15 protein-coding genes are annotated in these 17,213 nt (G+C 56.7%); 3 read left to right on the top strand and 12 right to left on the bottom strand.

The features are described 5' to 3' along the window. Positions 1-98: 98 nt before the first annotated feature. From fldA to ybfF, 3 genes are all read right to left on the bottom strand, one after another. Positions 99-629, bottom strand: coding sequence for a flavodoxin FldA (gene fldA / locus ACMGGX_RS15815; protein WP_181594610.1), 531 nt, complete (start codon positions 627-629; stop codon positions 99-101). Between the two features lie 155 nt (positions 630-784). Then, positions 785-1,072, bottom strand: coding sequence for a LexA regulated protein (gene ybfE / locus ACMGGX_RS15820; protein WP_023334913.1), 288 nt, complete (start codon positions 1,070-1,072; stop codon positions 785-787). Positions 1,073-1,200: 128 nt separating this feature from the next. After that, positions 1,201-1,974, bottom strand: a complete 774-nt coding sequence (gene ybfF / locus ACMGGX_RS15825; RefSeq protein WP_420298589.1) for an esterase — start codon at positions 1,972-1,974, stop codon at positions 1,201-1,203. A gap of 183 nt (positions 1,975-2,157) precedes the next feature. Here ybfF and seqA point away from each other — a divergent pair, with 183 nt between their 5' ends. Together seqA and pgm are read left to right on the top strand one after the other, a co-directional pair. Then, positions 2,158-2,706 carry a replication initiation negative regulator SeqA gene (gene seqA / locus ACMGGX_RS15830; protein WP_008501070.1) on the top strand — a complete coding sequence of 183 codons (549 nt, stop codon included), beginning with the start codon at positions 2,158-2,160 and terminating at the stop codon, positions 2,704-2,706. Between the two features lie 24 nt (positions 2,707-2,730). Next, complete coding sequence (gene pgm / locus ACMGGX_RS15835; protein ID WP_045356603.1) at positions 2,731-4,371, top strand: phosphoglucomutase (alpha-D-glucose-1,6-bisphosphate-dependent); 1,641 nt, start codon at positions 2,731-2,733, stop codon at positions 4,369-4,371. Positions 4,372-4,475: 104 nt separating this feature from the next. Here pgm and potE read toward each other — a convergent pair whose 3' ends face one another. The 9 genes from potE to kdpF form a co-directional block, all read right to left on the bottom strand. Next, on the bottom strand, positions 4,476-5,789 hold the full coding sequence (gene potE, locus ACMGGX_RS15840; RefSeq protein ID WP_252047288.1) for a putrescine-ornithine antiporter: 1,314 nt from the start codon (positions 5,787-5,789) through the stop codon (positions 4,476-4,478). Then, positions 5,786-7,984 (bottom strand): ornithine decarboxylase SpeF, encoded by a 2,199-nt coding sequence (speF, locus tag ACMGGX_RS15845; RefSeq protein ID WP_420298590.1) that lies wholly within the window; start codon positions 7,982-7,984, stop codon positions 5,786-5,788. Before speF ends, potE begins: the two co-directional genes overlap by 4 nt. Before the next feature lie 253 nt (positions 7,985-8,237). Continuing rightward, positions 8,238-8,342 (bottom strand): leader peptide SpeFL, encoded by a 105-nt coding sequence (gene speFL, locus ACMGGX_RS15850; protein ID WP_003858645.1) that lies wholly within the window; start codon positions 8,340-8,342, stop codon positions 8,238-8,240. A 279-nt stretch (positions 8,343-8,621) separates the two neighbouring features. Continuing rightward, positions 8,622-9,299, bottom strand: coding sequence for a two-component system response regulator KdpE (kdpE, locus tag ACMGGX_RS15855; RefSeq protein ID WP_008501074.1), 678 nt, complete (start codon positions 9,297-9,299; stop codon positions 8,622-8,624). Further along, positions 9,296-11,983, bottom strand: a complete 2,688-nt coding sequence (gene kdpD / locus ACMGGX_RS15860) for a two-component system sensor histidine kinase KdpD (RefSeq protein WP_023310777.1) — start codon at positions 11,981-11,983, stop codon at positions 9,296-9,298. The genes kdpE and kdpD overlap by 4 nt, the downstream gene beginning before the upstream one ends. Continuing rightward, complete coding sequence (kdpC, locus tag ACMGGX_RS15865; RefSeq protein WP_181594613.1) at positions 11,984-12,559, bottom strand: potassium-transporting ATPase subunit KdpC; 576 nt, start codon at positions 12,557-12,559, stop codon at positions 11,984-11,986. It lies immediately after the preceding gene. A gap of 12 nt (positions 12,560-12,571) precedes the next feature. Further along, a complete protein-coding gene (kdpB, locus tag ACMGGX_RS15870) occupies positions 12,572-14,620 on the bottom strand; it encodes a potassium-transporting ATPase subunit KdpB (RefSeq protein ID WP_023310779.1) in 2,049 nt (682 codons plus the stop codon). Positions 14,621-14,638: 18 nt separating this feature from the next. After that, on the bottom strand, positions 14,639-16,318 hold the full coding sequence (gene kdpA / locus ACMGGX_RS15875; protein WP_181594614.1) for a potassium-transporting ATPase subunit KdpA: 1,680 nt from the start codon (positions 16,316-16,318) through the stop codon (positions 14,639-14,641). After that, positions 16,318-16,407: a K(+)-transporting ATPase subunit F gene (gene kdpF / locus ACMGGX_RS15880; RefSeq protein WP_014069365.1), complete on the bottom strand. Its 90-nt coding sequence runs from the start codon at positions 16,405-16,407 to the stop codon at positions 16,318-16,320. Before kdpF ends, kdpA begins: the two co-directional genes overlap by 1 nt. A gap of 309 nt (positions 16,408-16,716) precedes the next feature. Between kdpF and ACMGGX_RS15885 the strand changes: the two genes are divergently transcribed. After that, the gene (locus ACMGGX_RS15885; protein WP_023310781.1) at positions 16,717-16,923 is read left to right on the top strand and encodes a YbfA family protein; all 207 of its coding nucleotides are present in this window, start codon (positions 16,717-16,719) and stop codon (positions 16,921-16,923) included. Positions 16,924-17,213: the final 290 nt, after the last annotated feature.

Genomic DNA, 17,213 nt, shown 5'->3' on the forward strand with positions numbered 1-17,213 from the left:
TTGTACAGGTCTGGGCGAAAAAGTTAAAAGATTGTAGCGATTAATTTAATCGGTTTGACCTGGAGCACGGGCGCAGCCGCCGCTGCGCCGCGATAAAATCAGGCGTTCAGAATATCGTCCAGGTGCAGTTCTTCACGGATCTGCTTCACCCACTTCTCAACACGCTCTGCGGTCAGTTCTGGCTGACGGTCTTCGTCGACGGCCAGACCCACGAAATGATCGTCATCGGCCAGGCCTTTAGACGCTTCGAAGTGGTAACCGGCGGTCGGCCAGTGGCCTACGATAACCGCGCCGTTCGGCTCAATGATATCGCGGATGGTGCCCAGCGCGTCACAGAAGTATTCGGCGTAGTCTTCCTGATCGCCACAGCCAAACAGGGCGACCAGCTTACCGTTGAAGTCCACTTCTTCCAGCGTCGGGAAGAAATCATCCCAGTCGCACTGGGCTTCACCGTAGTACCAGGTTGGGATACCCAGCAGCAGAATGTCATAGCCTTCCAGATCTTCTTTGCTGCTCTTGGCGATGTCATGCACATCAGCAACGTCTTTACCGAGCTGTTTTTGAATGTTTTTTGCGATATTTTCGGTATTGCCGGTATCACTGCCAAAGAAAATGCCGATGATTGCCATGAGTAAAATAACCTCTTGAAACTTAATAGTATGGTGGCGCAATTTGGCCACGGATAAGGGCAATAATAGCAGAACTGGCAACCCTGCGGAAACAGCTATCGCGCAGGACTGCACTCTGTGCTACATGAAAAGAGCGATAAAGGGGATTTTCAGACTTATGCCTGGCTGCGTAACGTCTCAAGCTGTGCGATCAACATCTCTTCAATGAGCTCGCTGCGGCTGATATTTCGCGCGTCAGCCAGCTCGTTAAGTGCATCGACGGCGTCGGCGTTAAGCTTCAGTTCGACACGCTTAAGCCCACGATTTTTATCGCGTTTAAGCTGGTTGCGTTTATTGATACGCAGCTGTTCATCGCGCGAAAGCGGATTCGTCTTGGGTCGTCCCGGGCGACGCTCATTCGCGAACAGATCTAGTGTCGTACGGTCCGTTTGTTCTTTGGCCATGATTCTGAGACTTCGGGGGAAACACGCCGCCCTGCTAATGCCCGGGCGATAAGCGCGCCATCATACATCACCAAAAACGGCACGCCAACGACTGGAAGCCCGCAGCCTTCCAGTCGCTTTCTTTTTAATCAATTTGCAGTATCAGAGAGATAGCGGCGGATGGCGCGCAGCACAGCATCCGGTTTTTCCGCATGCACCCAGTGCCCTGCACCGGCAATCACGTGGGCGCGAGCCTGCGGGAATTGGGCCAGCAGCGTGTCGCGGTACGCGTCGGTAACGTAAGGCGAGTTGCCGCCGCGAATAAAGAGAGTAGGGTGTGGCCAGGCGGGGACGGTTTCCCAGCCCACGATGTTATTGTACTGGTCCCAGAGCACCGGCACGTTAAAACGCCATTGCCCGTCAACAAACGACTTCAGCAGGAACTGAACGACGCCTTCTTCATCAAGATGCTCACGCATGACGGCGGCCGCCTGTTGGCGCGTCGCAACACCCGCTTCTGTGACTGCATTAATGGCGGCAAAAATCTCGTCGTGACGACGGACGTCGTAATCCACGGGCGCGACGTCAATCACCACCAGGCCGCTAATACGGTCCGGGGCCAGCGCCGTCAGGGCCATCACCGCTTTGCCACCCATTGAATGCCCGATGAGGGTCACCTTTTGCAGGTCGTGGGCATCCAGCGTATCCAGCAGATCCTGCGCCATCGCCGCGTAGGTCATCTCGTCGGAACGCCCGGAAAGACCATGATTGCGCATATCGACCTGTAAAATATCGTGGTCGGTAACCAGATCGCGCGCCAGCACGCCCAGGTTATCCAGACTGCCAAAAAGCCCGTGAACCAGTACGATGGGAGAATTATTGTTCGGCGATTGTGCAGTTTGCGCTCGGGTATTCAATTTCATGGCAAAGTTCTTTTTTTACGTATGTCAGGTTAGGGTATCATGTTGACCATTCTGCCGCCCGGCTGCAAGGTTCCAGTTTAATCTGACTTTTGCTGCCAACCTGGTTTGACGCTATCCGCTGTTGGGATTTGACCTTATAATCCCAATGACTTGTATTCAGATAAGATATCGCACTGGATTAAGATGAAAACAATCGAAGTTGATGACGAACTCTATCAGTATATTGCCAGCCAGACGCGGCATATCGGGGAGAGCGCGTCCGACATTTTACGGCGCATGCTTAAAATTTCCGCCGCTTCACAGCCTGCTACCCCAGTCACCAAAGATGTCGTGTCTCAGCCGAGCGTTGTTGCACAAGCAAAACCTGCGGTGACGCCGGCAAAAGATAAAGTGCGCGCGATGCGCGAGCTGCTGCTCTCCGATGAATACGCGGAGCAGAAAAAGGCGGTTAACCGCTTTATGCTGGTGCTGTCTACACTTTACTCACTGGATAACAAAGCGTTTGCTGAAGCGACCGAGTCGCTTCACGGCCGTACTCGCGTCTATTTCGCGGGCGACGAGCAGACGCTGCTGCAAAATGGCAATCAAACCAAACCCAAACATGTTCCTGGCACCCCGTACTGGGTGATCACCAATACCAATACGGGCCGCAAGTGCAGCATGATTGAACACATCATGCAGTCCATGCAGTTCCCGGCGGAATTGATTGAAAAGGTTTGCGGTACAATTTAACCCTTGCATCAGAAGGACCCGGTAATGGCAAATCACAGCCGTGCAGGCCAACCTGCACAACAAAGCGATTTGATTAACGTCGCTCAGCTGACCGCGCAGTATTATGTGCTGAAACCGGTCGTGGGCAACGCAGAACACGCAGTGAAGTTTGGTACATCTGGTCACCGCGGCAGCGCGGCGCGCCACAGCTTTAACGAACCGCACATTCTGGCCATTGCTCAGGCCATTGCGGAAGAGCGCGCTAAAAACGGCGTTACCGGTCCGTGCTACGTGGGGAAAGATACCCATGCCCTGTCTGAACCGGCGTTCATCTCTGTTGTGGAAGTGCTGGCGGCAAACGGCGTCGACGTGATTGTTCAGGAGAACAACGGCTTCACCCCAACGCCTGCGGTCTCTAACGCCATCCTGGTGCACAACAAAAAAGGTGGCGCGCTGGCTGACGGTATCGTTATCACGCCATCCCACAACCCGCCGGAAGACGGTGGTATCAAATACAACCCGCCTAACGGCGGCCCGGCCGACACTAACGTCACCAAAGTGGTGGAAGATCGTGCGAACGCGCTGCTGGCTGACGGTCTGAAAGGCGTGAAGCGCATTTCTCTGGATGCTGCCATGGCGTCCGGTCACGTGAAAGAGCAGGATCTGGTTCAGCCGTTCGTGGAAGGGCTGGCGGATATCGTCGATATGGCGGCCATCCAGAAAGCCGGGCTGAAGCTGGGCGTGGATCCGCTGGGCGGCTCCGGTATCGAATACTGGAAACGTATCGCCGAGCATTACAAGCTGGATCTGACCATCGTGAACGATCACGTCGATCAGACCTTCCGCTTTATGCACCTGGACAAAGACGGCGCGATCCGTATGGACTGCTCATCCGAGTGCGCGATGGCGGGACTGCTGGCGCTGCGTGATAAATTCGATCTGGCGTTTGCTAACGACCCGGATTATGACCGTCACGGTATCGTCACCCCTGCCGGGCTGATGAACCCGAACCACTATCTGGCTGTTGCAATTAACTATCTGTTCCAGCACCGCCCGCAGTGGGGCAAAGAGGTGGCCGTCGGTAAAACGCTGGTTTCCTCCGCGATGATCGACCGCGTGGTCGAGGCGCTGGGTCGCAAGCTGGTGGAAGTGCCGGTGGGCTTCAAATGGTTCGTTGACGGTCTGCACGACGGCAGCTTCGGCTTCGGCGGTGAAGAGAGCGCGGGCGCATCTTTCCTGCGTTTCGACGGCACGCCATGGTCAACCGATAAAGACGGCATCATCATGTGCCTGCTGGCGGCGGAAATCACCGCTGTCACCGGTAAGAACCCGCAGGAACACTACAACGACCTGGCGGCACGCTTTGGTGCACCAAGCTATAACCGTATTCAGGCTGGCGCGACGTCAGCCCAGAAAGCGGCCCTGTCCAAACTCTCTCCTGAGATGGTCAGCGCAAGCACCCTGGCGGGCGATCCGATCACTGCTCGTCTGACGGCGGCACCGGGCAACGGCGCATCCATTGGTGGTCTGAAAGTGATGACCGAGAACGGCTGGTTCGCCGCGCGTCCGTCCGGTACGGAAGATGCGTACAAAATCTATTGCGAAAGCTTCCTCGGCGCTGAGCACCGTCAGCAGATTGAGAAAGAAGCGGTAGAGATTGTCAGCGAAGTGCTGAAAAACGCGTAAGTGATGTTCGGGTGCGGGCTGATGCCCTCACCCCGGCCCTCTCCCACAGGGAGAGGGAGAAAACACTAAAAACGGCAACCCTTGGGTTGCCGTTTTGCTTTTACTTAACTGTGCTTATTCTTCAATTCAAACCGCGGTGACACCAGACCGTACAGCGTCCAGCCCATAAAGGTCACCATTGCCCCGTAGAGCATCGCTTCCTGGCCGGATGAGTAGAGCGCATAGAAGCTGTAGACTGCCCCAATCAGCGCCACGATATTGGCCGCACGCGCTTTGCGTGGATCCACCTTCGCCACCTTCTGGATGATCACCAGCGCTGCCATCGACAGAATATACGGAATGATGTTCGTCACCACCGCCAGGTTGACCAGCACGTTGAACTGGCTGTTCAGCGACGGGCTAATGGTCATCAGAGACAATCCACTCTGGAAGATAACAATCGCCAGCATGCCCTGCACCGGCGCATCCGCTTTGGTCACGCGGGAGAAGATTTTCGGGAAGTAACCTTCATCAGCCGAGGATTTAAACACCTGCGCGATGGTGAACTGCCAGCCGAGGAGCGAACCGCAGCAGGACATGACCATCAGACCCATAATCACCTTCCCGACTTCCGGGGTGAACATCTGCGCGAAGGCCAGCCCAAACGGCGCCGTAGAGTTTGCCAGATCCATGTTTGGCACAATACCCGCAATCACGTTAGTCGAGACGATATAGATCACCGCCGCGCCCAGCGTGCCGCCGAGGACCGCAATCGGCACGTTCTTTTCCGGATTCTCTACCACTTCCGCGTTCGCGCAGGCGGATTCCAGACCCAGGAAGGCCCAGAGCGTCATGGCGATAGAAGAGCCGACCGCGGTAAAGAACGGCACATGGTGCGGGTTCCAGGAGTTGGCGTAGAGCGTCGGGCTAAACCAGAACCAGCCGATGATGCACAGGCCGACAACCGGAATAATCACGCCCCAGACGGTGATGCTGGATAGCTGTCCGGTGATACGCGCGCCGCCAAAGTTAGCCACGGTGCAGATCCACAGCACGCCGATGGTCGCCAGCCCAATTTGCACCGGGCTGAGCGTCGCGCCAAACAGCTCCGTACCGTAACCCACGGCGGAGATGGCAATCGCCACGTTGGCGATCAGCAGCGACACCCCGTAGGTATAGTTGGCCATAAAGTTGCCCGACTTGCCAAAAGCGTATTCGGCATAGCCGCCCATGCCGCCTGACTTACGGCTGAACATTCCGCACTTGGCAAATGCCCACGCCAGCGCCATTGAACCGACTGCCGTCACCAGCCAGGAGATGATAGAGATGGTGCCCACCTCTGCCAGTTTGGTAGGCAGCATGATAATCCCGGAGCCCATCATGTTCACCATGGTGAGGATGGTCAGCTGCACCACGCCCATCTTATTGGACTTACTCATAATTTCTCTCCTTTCAGCAGCGCGGGCTGAGCGGCGGGTTGTTTGATGACGTTACAGCGAACCTGCTTGCGACCCTCACACTCCTCGACGTACACACCCTGCAGCTCCGGCGCGAAGCCCGGCAGCAGGTTGATGCCTTCTTCCAGCGCGGCAAAGTAGCGCAGCACGGAACCGCCCCAGACTTCCCCTGGGACCACGCACAGCACCCCCGGTGGATAAGGAAGGGCGCCTTCGGCGGCGATGCGGCCTTCCGCGTCGCGCAGGGAGACCAGTTCAACTTCACCGCGCAGATAGGCGTAGTTCGCGACCTGCGGGTTCATCATCACGCGCGGGAAGTGAGACTTGCGGAACATCTCTTTCTGCAGCTGTTTCACGTTGTGGCGGGCGTACAGGTCATGCATCTCCTGGCAGATCTGGCGCAGGGTGTAATCCGCGTAACGTTCCGGATGTTGTTTGTAGAGAGAAGGCAGGACGTCTTTCAGCGGAACATCGCTCTCGAGCAGTTTTTCGAAGCGCACCAGCTGCGCCACCAGCTGTTGCAGTTTGCCCATATCTTCCGCAGGCGTGAGCAGGAACAGGATCGAGTTGAGATCGCATTTTTCCGGCACGATGCCGTTTTCACGCAGGAAGTTGGCAAGGATAGTGGCGGGCACGCCGAAGTCGTCATACTCCCCGGTGCGGGCGTTAATGCCCGGCGTGGTCAGCAGGAGCTTGCACGGGTCGATAAAATACTGATGCTCAGCGTAGCCTTCAAAAGCGTGCCAGTTTTCACCCGGTACGAAGTGGAAGAAGCGCAGATCGGTCGCAATTTCCGCCGTGTCCCAGCTTTCCCACGGGCGGCCATCTACCGTCTCCGGCACGAAGGGGCGCAGATACCGGCAGTTCTCCAGGATCAGCTTGCGCGCTTCGATACCGTTCACCACGCAGTCCATCCACATGTTGCGGCCGCTCTGGCCTTCATGCATACGGGCGTTAATGTCCAGCGCAGCGAACAGCGGATAAAACGGGCTGGTGGAGGCGTGCATCATAAAGGCATTGTTCAGCCGCTTGTGCGGGACATAGCGCTGTTGCCCTTTGATATGGCTGTCTTTCTTATGGATTTGCGAAGTCTGCGAGAAGCCGGCCTGCTGTTTATGCACGGACTGGGTGACCAGGATCCCCGGATCGTTTTCGTTCAGCTCCAGCAGCAGCGGAGAGCAGTCGGCCATCATCGGAATAAACTGCTCGTAACCCACCCAGGCCGAGTCAAACAGAATGTAATCACACAGGTGCCCAATCTTATCCACCACCTGACGGGCGTTATAGATGGTGCCATCGTAGGTACCCAGCTGGATCACCGCCAGACGGAACGGACGCGCATCGCGTGCACGGCCCGGCGCCACCTCTGCCACCAGCTCGCGCAGATAGCTTTCTTCAAAACAGTTGGCGTCAATGCCGCCAATAAAGCCGTACGGGTTGCGCGCGGTTTCCAGATAGACCGGCGTTGCGCCAGCCTGGAGGAGGGCACCGTGATGGTTAGATTTGTGGTTGTTACGGTCAAACAGCACCAGGTCACCCGGGGTGAGCAGGGCGTTAAGCACTACTTTGTTGGATGACGAGGTGCCATTCAGCACGAAGTAGGTTTTATCGGCATTAAAGACCTTTGCCGCATGCTGCTGGGCGATGCACGGCGCGCCTTCGTGGATCAGCAGATCGCCCATCGCCACGTCGGCGTTACACAGGTCGGAGCGGAAAAGCGTCTCACCAAAGAAATCGACAAACTGATTACCGGCAGGATGACGGCGGAAGAACTGGCCACCCTGATGCCCCGGGCAGTCAAACGCGCTGTTGCCCTGCTTCACATAGTCGACAAGGGCGCGGAAAAACGGCGGGCGCAGCTGGGTTTCATACTTCTGGGCTGCCGCTTCCAGCTGGCGTCCATAAAAGTCGTTGCTGGTGTCTGAATACTCAAATACGCCGTGAATGCGCGATAAATAGTCTGCCGGAATGAATTCCTCTTTGTGCGTCGCGACAAAAACAGGAATGCCAAAACCGGTGGCTTCTATTTCGTCCAGGATACCGCTGGCAATATCCGTGACCGCCAGAACAATGGCGGCAACATCAATATAATCAGAGGCGCGGACATCTACCAGTTCACGCTGGGTAGTAAAGCAATCCGGACATGCACGGCTGGCTGCGATTTTTAAACTTTTCATCTTTCTCTCTTTATTTTAGGTAATAAGCGTCCCTCGATTTCTTGCAAGAAAGAAATCGATAATTTACCGGAAAAAAAGCAAAGGGTGGCCGCTGATTAAAATCAGTGAATTGCTTTTTGATGATTGAAATTCAGTCCGCCCGGTGCGGATGAGTCTGAATTAAAATGAATGAGCGCACGAGTTCACAGGCAATGGCCTGTAAAATAAGGTGTTTCAGGATAACCTGTAAGCGAGTGCGCCAGAAGTCGAAGGACTACCGGGCATTAAAGAGATGAAAGTCAAAGCAGTTTCGGTGGGCAAACATCATAATATGTGTTGTCCGCCTTATATGGGGCATTAAGCGATTGTTGTTTTCCATGTTTCATTTTCCTTTCAGTAATTGAAAGCATGGTCATTTTATCCAGGGAAAGGCGATTAACCGTGAGGTAGATCACCGTTAACCGATCAAATTAGAAATAAATATTCGTTTTAGATGAATATCGCAGATCAAAATTCTGATTTGTTGGTGTTACGTTAACAGGTTGTGTTATCAATGTTTTAAATGAGCAAGAATAACCCGTAAAAATAATGCATGGGTTATTTATGAAATATTTTCTGAGGTATTTTGATTTTATTTAAAAATAAAATGAATAGTTATTCAAAGCATAAACCGATAACCGATACCGGTTTCAGTTAATAAATGGCGAGGGCGAGCGGGGTCAACTTCGAGTTTCTGACGAAGATGTCCCATATATATGCGTAAATAATGACTATGTTCCACCGCGTTGGGCCCCCACACCTGACTTAGCAGCTGGCGTTGGGTGAGAACCTTGCCGTGGTTGTTGAGCAGAACGGCGAGCAGGCGAAATTCTATTGGCGTCAGATGGATTTCTTCTTCACCGCGCACAATGCGTCGCGCGGCCAGGTCAACCCGGATATCCCCAAACGTGTAGGTTGGGTCAGCTGGCGTGGTTGCGCTGTGGCGACGCAGCGCCACGCGAAGGCGAGCCTGTAACTCGCCGATACCAAAAGGTTTAATCAGATAGTCATCCGCCCCGGCATCCAGCGCCGCGATTTTATCCGTCTCTTCCGTACGCGCGGAGAGCACGAGGATCGGCATCTGGCTCCACTGACGAACTTCCCGGATAAAGTCGATGCCGTCGCCGTCCGGCAGACCAAGATCGAGGATCACCAGGTCCGGCTTGCGGGTGGCGGCTTCAATTAAACCCCGTTGAAGCGTACCCGCATCATGAACGCGCAGACCGTCCCCTTCCAGCGCAGCGCGCAGAAAACGGCTAATGGCGATCTCATCTTCAACAATCAGAACGTTGATCACAAATCCTCTGGTAATTCATTAAGTTCTGGCGGGGTTTCCAGAGGAAGTGTAACACAAAACCGCGCGCCGCCTTCGGGACGATTCTCTGCGGAGATGGACCCGCCATGGACGTCAATGATCGCCTGGCAAATCGCCAGCCCCAGCCCCACGCCCGGAATGGCCGACTCCTTATTGCCGCGCGCGAATTTTTCGAAAATAGCCAACTCCTGCCCGGCGGGAATGCCGGGTCCGGTATCCCAGACGTCAAGGTGAAGCGTGCCGTCGTCCACCGTCGCATCCACGCCAATTTGCGCGCTGGCGCCCGCATATTTGCCGGCATTTTCCAGCAGGTTGATCAGCACCCGCTCAAACAGCGGACCATCAACGTGAATTAAGGTCAGGGGCTCGGGCATGTTCAGCGCAATATGCCGCCCGCCCAGGCCGGGTTCGAGCATTTTCAGGGCGCTGCCCACCACCTCTTCAAGCGTGAGCCACTCTTTTTTGAGGTTAAAACCGCCTGACTGGATACGCGCCATATCGAGCAGGTTATTCACCAGACGCGTGGTATTCAGCACATGCTGGCGGATCTCGCTGGCCTGAAGGGCGTGTTTAGAGCCTTCCGCCGCCAGGTCCAGCGTCAGGATTTCTGACTGACCAAACAGGACGGTGAGCGGGGTTCGCAGATCGTGAGAGAGTGCCGCCAGCAGCGAGTTACGAATGCTTTCACGCTCGCTCGCCAGCCGGGCCTGTTCTTCGCTGGCGGTGAGGGCCAGCCGCTCCAGCGCGCTGGCAACCAGCAGCGTAAAGGTCTCCAGCAGCCGCTGCTGTTCGGGGATCATCAGCTGGCGCAGGTTTGAGGGCTCAACAATCACCAGCCCCTGATTTTTATCGGCGCTGCGCAGCGGCAGAATTTGGTAGGGCACGCCGGGCAGGGTGTCGGTCCCTGCGCCCGCCGGTAGCCCTTTATCAAAGCTCCAGCGCGCGATGGCTTCGTCCCAGGGCGTCATGCCTGAGGCCGACGTCAGCGGGCGCAGTTTGCCGTGTTCGTCCGGGAGCAAAATCAGGTTGCTGGCATGAAACGTCGAGCGAATGAACTGCTCGCTGGTCTGCACGATATCCAGCGGCGTGCGTCCCACCGCCAGCGATTTCGACATCTCATAGAGATGGCGCGTGCGCTGCTCGCGGTAGCGGGCGATACGCGCCTGGTAGCGCACGCCCGCCGTCAGATTCCCGATCACCAGCCCGACGGTGAGCATCACCGCAAAGGTGAGGATGTACTGCACATCCGACACGGCGAGCGTCCCGCGCGGGGCAATAAAGAACAGATCGAAGCTGATGACGTTGATCACCGTCGCCAGTACCGACGGCCAGCGCCCGTAAAAGAGCGCCACCACCACTACGCCAAGCAGGTAGATCATCACCAGGTTGGCGGCATCAAACGCGATCAGCCACTGGCTGGCAATCACGGTAATCAGGGCGCAGAGCACGACGGCGACAAGGCAGCCGCGCAGCTGAATGCGCCATTTATCGCTGAAGGCACGGCTGTCCGGCGCGCGGCTGGGTAACGGCGTGGGCTTATCATCCAGCGCCACGATCACCAGGTCCAGATCCGGTGCGCGGCGGGCCAGCTTGTCGGCAAAGGATTCGCGGCTAAACCAGCGGCGATGCTGGCGACGGCCAATCACGATTTTCCCCAGATTGTGCTCACGGGCGTAGCGCAAAATGGCTTTATCTTCCTGAGGGTCGGAAAGGGTGGCGGTTTCGGCACCCAGCTCCTGCGCCAGGCGAAGCGAACTCAATATCGCGCGACGCTGGTTCTCGGGCAGCGCGTGCAGCTGCGGCGTTTCGACATACACCGCATGCCAGACGCTGCCAAATTTGGCCGCCAGGCGCGCGGCGGTGCGGACAAGCTTTTCATTGCCGCTGCCGTGCCCTACGCACAGCAGGATGGCATCTCGCGTATGCCAGACGCGCTCCTGACCCTGCAGGTCGCGCCAGGCACGCATCTGATCGTCGACGCGATCGGCAGTACGACGCAGGGCCAGCTCGCGCAGGGCAATCAGGTTGCCTTTACGGAAGAAATGTTCGATGGCGCGCTCGGCCTGGCCGGCGATATAGACTTTGCCTTCATGCAGGCGCTGGCGCAAATCGTCAGGGGGCAGGTCGACCAGCACCACTTCATCGGCGGAATCAAAGAAGGGGTCGGGCACCGTCTCGCGCACCTGAATGCCGGTCACGCCGCTGACCACGTCGTTCAGGCTCTCCAGATGCTGAACGTTAACCGTCGTGAATACATCGATGCCGGCTTCGAGTAGTTCTTCTACATCCTGCCAGCGTTTTGGATGGCGTGAGCCTGGCGCATTGCTGTGCGCCAGTTCGTCCATCAGGATAAGGGCGGGACGGCGGGCGAGGGCGGCATCGAGATCGAATTCGGTGACTAGCCGACCGCGGTGGCTGATACGGCGGGGCGGCTGGGTGGCCAGCCCCTTCAGCAGCGATGCGGTCTCTTTGCGTCCGTGGGTTTCTACCACGCCAATCAATATATCGAGCCCCTGCGCCCGAAGCCGCTGGGCTTCCGTCAGCATGGCGAAGGTTTTCCCGACGCCTGCGCAGGCGCCAAAGAAAATTTTCAGTTTGCCGCGATGGGCTTCGGCCGTCTGTTCAAGCAGCCTGTCCGGATCCGGGCGCATGGGCTCGTCGGTCATTTAGTTTTTCCTTAGCGCGTCCAGCGCCAGATTCAGCTCAACAATATTCACCACGGGCATGCCGATAAAGCTGACCAGCGGCTTTTGCGTGTGCTCTGCAACCAGCTGGCTAACCTGCTCGACGGTCAGCTGACGGGCCGCGGCGACGCGCGGGATTTGCCATGCCGCGGCTGCCGGTGTCAGGCTGTAGTCCAGCCCGCTGGCCGAGGCGGTCACCAGCTCTACGGGCACCTCACGGCTGGCCTGCGGATTAGCGGCGCGCAGGGCTGCCACGCGCTCAGCAACGGCTTTGTCCAGCTCGGGGTTGCTGCCCGCCAGGTTACTGCCGCCGGATGCCATCGGATTATACGGGCTTTCGGCAGTGGCGGAAGGGCGTCCCTGGAAGTAACGGGCATCCGTAAAGTTCTGACCAATCAGGAGTGAACCGCGGTTTTCACCGTTTTGCATTATCAGCGAGCCGTTGGCCCGATCCTTAAACCACCACTGGCCCAGCGCGGTGGTCACCAGCGGGTACAGCCCGCCGGTAATGAGAGACAGCAGAATAAACAGAAGTATAGCGGGGCGTAACATCGTCATTTGATTCACCTTTTAAACCAGGCCGAACAGCGTTAACAGCAGGTCGATAACCTTGATACCGATGAAAGGCACCACCAGCCCGCCCAGGCCGTAAATCCACAGGTTGCGGCGCAGCATGGCGGCGGCCGTGAGCGGCTTATAGCTCACGCCTTTCAGCGCCAGCGGGATCAGGAAGACAATAATCAGGGCGTTAAAGATCACTGCGCTCAGAATGGCCGATGCCGGAGAGTGCAGGTGCATCACGTTCAACGCGTTTAACTGCGGGTAGGTCGCAGCAAACGCCGCCGGAATGATGGCGAAATATTTCGCCACGTCGTTGGCGATACTGAACGTGGTCAGCGACCCGCGCGTCATCAGCATCTGCTTGCCGATGTGCACCACTTCAATCAGCTTGGTCGGGTTAGAGTCGAGGTCGACCATGTTGCCCGCCTCTTTTGCCGCCTGGGTACCGGAGTTCATCGCCACCGCCACGTCGGCCTGCGCCAGGGCTGGGGCATCGTTGGTACCGTCGCCGGTCATCGCCACCAGACGACCTTCCGCCTGATACTGACGAATCAGTGCCAGTTTCGCTTCCGGTGTGGCTTCAGAAAGAAAATCATCCACGCCCGCTTCGGCGGCAATCGCCGCGGCGGTAAGGCGGTTATCCCCGGTGATCATCACCGTTTTGATCCCCATTTTACGCAGCTGGGCGAAGCGCTCCTTGATGCCGCCTTTGACGATATCCTTCAGGGCAATTACCCCCAGCACGTGTGCGCCCTCGGCCACCACCAGCGGCGTTGCCCCCTGACGGGCAACGCTTTCGACCAGGCTGTCCACTTCCGGTGGGAAGTGGCCGTTGTTGGCCTCAATGTGGCGACGGATGGCATCAACAGAGCCTTTACGGATCATGCGATCCTGAATGTTAATGCCGCTCATGCGGGTTTGCGCCGTGAAGGGCACGAAAGTGGCGTGCAGGCTCTGAACGTCGCGCTGGCGCAGGTTAAAGCGCTGCTTGGCGAGGATCACGATGCTGCGGCCTTCCGGGGTTTCATCGGCAAGCGAAGAGAGCTGGGCGGCATCCGCCAGCGTTTTTTCATCCACGCCCGGGGCGGGCAGGAAATCTGACGCCTGGCGATTACCGAGGGTAATGGTCCCTGTTTTATCCAGCAGTAAGACGTCCACGTCACCGGCGGCTTCCACCGCGCGCCCGCTGGTGGCGATGACGTTGGCACCGAGCATACGGCTCATGCCGGCTACGCCGATGGCTGACAGCAGGCCACCAATGGTGGTGGGGATCAGGCAGACCAACAGCGCCACCAGCACCGTGATGGTGACCGCGGTGCCGCCATAGGCGGAAAACGGCCACAGCGTCGCGGTTGCCAGCAGGAAGACGATGGTCAGGGCCACCAGCAGGATGGTCAGGGCAATCTCGTTCGGCGTTTTACGACGCTGCGCGCCTTCCACCATGGCGATCATCCGGTCGAGGAAGGTTTCCCCCGGATTAACGCTACACTGGATCACCAGCCAGTCGGAGAGAATGCGCGTCCCGCCCGTCACGGAGGCGAAATCGCCGCCGGATTCGCGGATAACCGGCGCGGATTCCCCGGTAATGGCGCTTTCGTCCACCGAGGCGCCCCCTTCGATGACTTCACCGTCGCAAGGGATAATGTCCCCGGCTTCCACCAGCACCACATCGCCTTTGCGCAGTTCATCCGCCGGAACGTGGTCCATCTGCGCGCCGTATTTCGGTTCACGTAGCTTGCGCGCGAAGGCGGTTTTCTTCACCCCTTTCAGGCTGTTGGCCTGGGCTTTACTCCGGCCTTCCGCCAGCGCTTCCGCAAAGTTGGCGAACAGCACGGTAAACCACAGCCACAGGCTGATGGCGCCGGTAAACATCGCATTTCCCGGCATGTGGCCCGTTCCCATGGCAATCGCCAGGGCGGTGGTCAGTACGCTTCCCGCCCAGACAATAAACATCACCGGGTTGTGCCATTGCACGCGCGGGCTCAGCTTTTTCACCGCATCCATGAGCGCCTGGCGAACTAATGACGGTTCGAACAGGGCCAGTTGTTTACGACTCATGACAATTTCTCCGCAAAATCAGCGTAAAGAGAGGTATTCCGCGACCGGGCCTAACGCGAGGGCGGGGATAAAGGTCAGGGCGCCGACCAGTAAAACGGTACCCGTCAGCAGGCCGATAAACAGCGCGCCGTGGGTCGGCAATGTCCCGGTGGTGGTCGGTTGGATTTTTTTATTCACCAGCGATCCGGCAATCGCCAACACCGGCACAATGATCCCGAAGCGACCCACAAACATGCAGAACGCCAGCAGGCAGTTCCAGAACGGTGAGTTGGCGCTTAAGCCCGCAAAGGCGCTGCCGTTGTTGTTGGCGGCAGAGGAGACGGCATACAGCACTTCGCTAAAACCGTGAATGCCGGGGTTAAAGATGCCGCTGCGTCCGGCCTCGGTCATCAGCGCCAGCGCGGTGCCGAGCAGCACAAGCGCCGGGGTGACCAGAATCGCCAGCGCGGTTAATTTCATCTCGCGAACGTCGATTTTTTTACCGAGGTATTCAGGGGTGCGGCCAATCATCAAACCGGCAATAAATACCGCCAGCAGCACGAACAGCAGCATGCCGTACAGACCCGAGCCCACGCCGCCAAAGACGACTTCGCCAATCTGCATCAGCCACATCGGGATCATGCCACCCAGCGCCGTAAAGGAATCGTGCATGGCGTTGACTGCCCCGCACGAGGCCGCCGTGGTGACCACCGCATACAGGCTGCTGGCGAGAATGCCAAAGCGGCTCTCTTTACCTTCCATGTTGATATTGCTGTTGGCCCCCAGCTGCATGAAATGGCTGTTGCCGTTCCATTCAGCCCACATCACCAGCGCCACGCAGACCACAAAGATCAGCGACATGGTCCAGAGCAGGGTGCGGCCCTGACGGCGATCGTTAACCACATCACCAAAGGCAAAGCAGAGCGCGGCGGGGATCAGGAAAATCGCCAGCATCTGCACAAAATTGGTTAATGCGGTAGGGTTTTCAAACGGATGCGACGAGTTGGCGTTGAAGAAGCCACCCCCGTTCGTCCCGAGCATTTTGATGGCTTCCTGTGACGCTACTGGCCCCATCGGCAGGAGCTGTTTTGCACCTTCCAGCGAGGTATAGGGTGCGTAAGGCATCAGGTTTTGCAGGGTGCCCTGCTGGATGAAGAACAGCGCGATCAGCAGCGCAATTGGCAGCAGGATCCACAGCGTAATGCGGGTCAGATCCACCCACGCGTTACCCAGGGTATTGATTTTCTGACGCGCAAACGCACGCGTCAGCGCGAAGATCACGGCGATACCGCTGGCGGCCGAGAGGAAGTTTTGCACGGTTAACCCGACCATCTGGCTGAAATAGCTCAGCGTGGTTTCACCGGCGTAGGACTGCCAGTTGGTGTTAGTGACAAAGCTCACCGCCGTGTTCAGCGCAAGATGCCAGGACAGGCCCGGTAACTGTTGCGGATTCAGCGGCAGGATGCCCTGCAACATCAGCATGGCAAAAAGCGCAATGAGGCCAACGATATTCAGCAGTAGAATGGCGATCAGATACTGACGCCAGTTCATCTCCCGATCGTCTATTCCCAGTACGCGCCAGATCCCTTTTTCAATGCTTCCCGTGCCGGGCAAAGGGACATTGTTGATTAATCGTGCCAGTCCCGATCCCAGTGGCCTTGCCAGAATGAACAGTACCACTAAGAAGCTGGCAATAAGCAGAAACGCCTGAGCAGCCATCAGAAGGCCTCCGCATTTATCAGGGCATAGACCAGATAACCCAATAACAGGAACACCAGCACGATGCCGGCAATAAGACCTGCACTCACAATCCACCTCCGGGTGACTTTCGTTGTTGTACTAACGGTAGGATTTTCGGCGCAAAGATTTCGCAAAAATGGGGAGGGCGGGTGTAAAAAAAGTATAAAAATGGCAAAGCCCACAATTTAACTATTGGTAAGTAAATCGTTAACTTTTTTGTAACTTAATTACGGAGGGAATGTAAATATTCACTAAATGGGCAAAAATAAGTGGTCGGATGAGTAGTAAAATTACAAACAAAGCGATATTATTTTAGCCAGGTCACAGATTTTGAATTTTCCGGATGACGTTTCCGGCCAACTATAGGGGAGAAAAATATGGATCTTTATAAAGAGTATCCGGCTCATATCGTGTTCTTGCGCCGCGCTTTCGCCGTAGTGGCTGGCGTGCTGGCTCTGCCGGTGATGCTGTTCTGGAAAGATCGTGCACGTTTTTACAGCTATCTGCACCGCGTCTGGGCGAAAACCAGCGAGAAGCCGGTGTGGATGGATCAGGCCGAGAAAGCGACCTGCGATTTCTACTGATACGAAGACTACACATAGCAATAAAAAAACCGCCAACAGCAATGTGGCGGTTTTTTTGTCCCTCGGGATTCGCGGTCCGTTGGGTGGTTTTGCAGCCCCTACCCGGGATTTTTATCATACCCTCATGTAAGCAGATGGCAATCCCTCGAAGCCTTTATAAATTCCTAAGTTTATTCGAGTATCTTACCTTCGCAGCGGATGTTAATTATGATGCTGCGTCCCTTTCCGCCATCTCGCAAATGGGCATCGGTCCTGGGAAAGGTGTATTTACAGCCGTAAAGCAGCCCGCC

Source organism: Enterobacter sp. BNK-29 (genome assembly GCF_048684785.1).
In the GTDB taxonomy this organism is placed as follows: Bacteria; Pseudomonadota; Gammaproteobacteria; order Enterobacterales; family Enterobacteriaceae; genus Enterobacter; species Enterobacter cloacae_M.

Excerpts from the sequence above, each read along its gene's own strand:
- fldA (WP_181594610.1), bottom strand. The coding sequence starts at position 629 with ATGGCAATCATCGGCATTTTCTTTGGCAGTGATACCGGCAATACCGAA.
- ybfE (WP_023334913.1), bottom strand. The coding sequence starts at position 1,072 with ATGGCCAAAGAACAAACGGACCGTACGACACTAGATCTGTTCGCGAAT.
- ybfF (WP_420298589.1), bottom strand. The coding sequence starts at position 1,974 with ATGAAATTGAATACCCGAGCGCAAACTGCACAATCGCCGAACAATAAT.
- seqA (WP_008501070.1), top strand. The coding sequence starts at position 2,158 with ATGAAAACAATCGAAGTTGATGACGAACTCTATCAGTATATTGCCAGC.
- pgm (WP_045356603.1), top strand. The coding sequence starts at position 2,731 with ATGGCAAATCACAGCCGTGCAGGCCAACCTGCACAACAAAGCGATTTG.
- potE (WP_252047288.1), bottom strand. The coding sequence starts at position 5,789 with ATGAGTAAGTCCAATAAGATGGGCGTGGTGCAGCTGACCATCCTCACC.
- speF (WP_420298590.1), bottom strand. The coding sequence starts at position 7,984 with ATGAAAAGTTTAAAAATCGCAGCCAGCCGTGCATGTCCGGATTGCTTT.
- speFL (WP_003858645.1), bottom strand. The coding sequence starts at position 8,342 with ATGGAAAACAACAATCGCTTAATGCCCCATATAAGGCGGACAACACAT.
- kdpD (WP_023310777.1), bottom strand. The coding sequence starts at position 11,983 with ATGACCGACGAGCCCATGCGCCCGGATCCGGACAGGCTGCTTGAACAG.
- kdpC (WP_181594613.1), bottom strand. The coding sequence starts at position 12,559 with ATGACGATGTTACGCCCCGCTATACTTCTGTTTATTCTGCTGTCTCTC.
- kdpB (WP_023310779.1), bottom strand. The coding sequence starts at position 14,620 with ATGAGTCGTAAACAACTGGCCCTGTTCGAACCGTCATTAGTTCGCCAG.
- kdpA (WP_181594614.1), bottom strand. The coding sequence starts at position 16,318 with ATGGCTGCTCAGGCGTTTCTGCTTATTGCCAGCTTCTTAGTGGTACTG.
- ACMGGX_RS15885 (WP_023310781.1), top strand. The coding sequence starts at position 16,717 with ATGGATCTTTATAAAGAGTATCCGGCTCATATCGTGTTCTTGCGCCGC.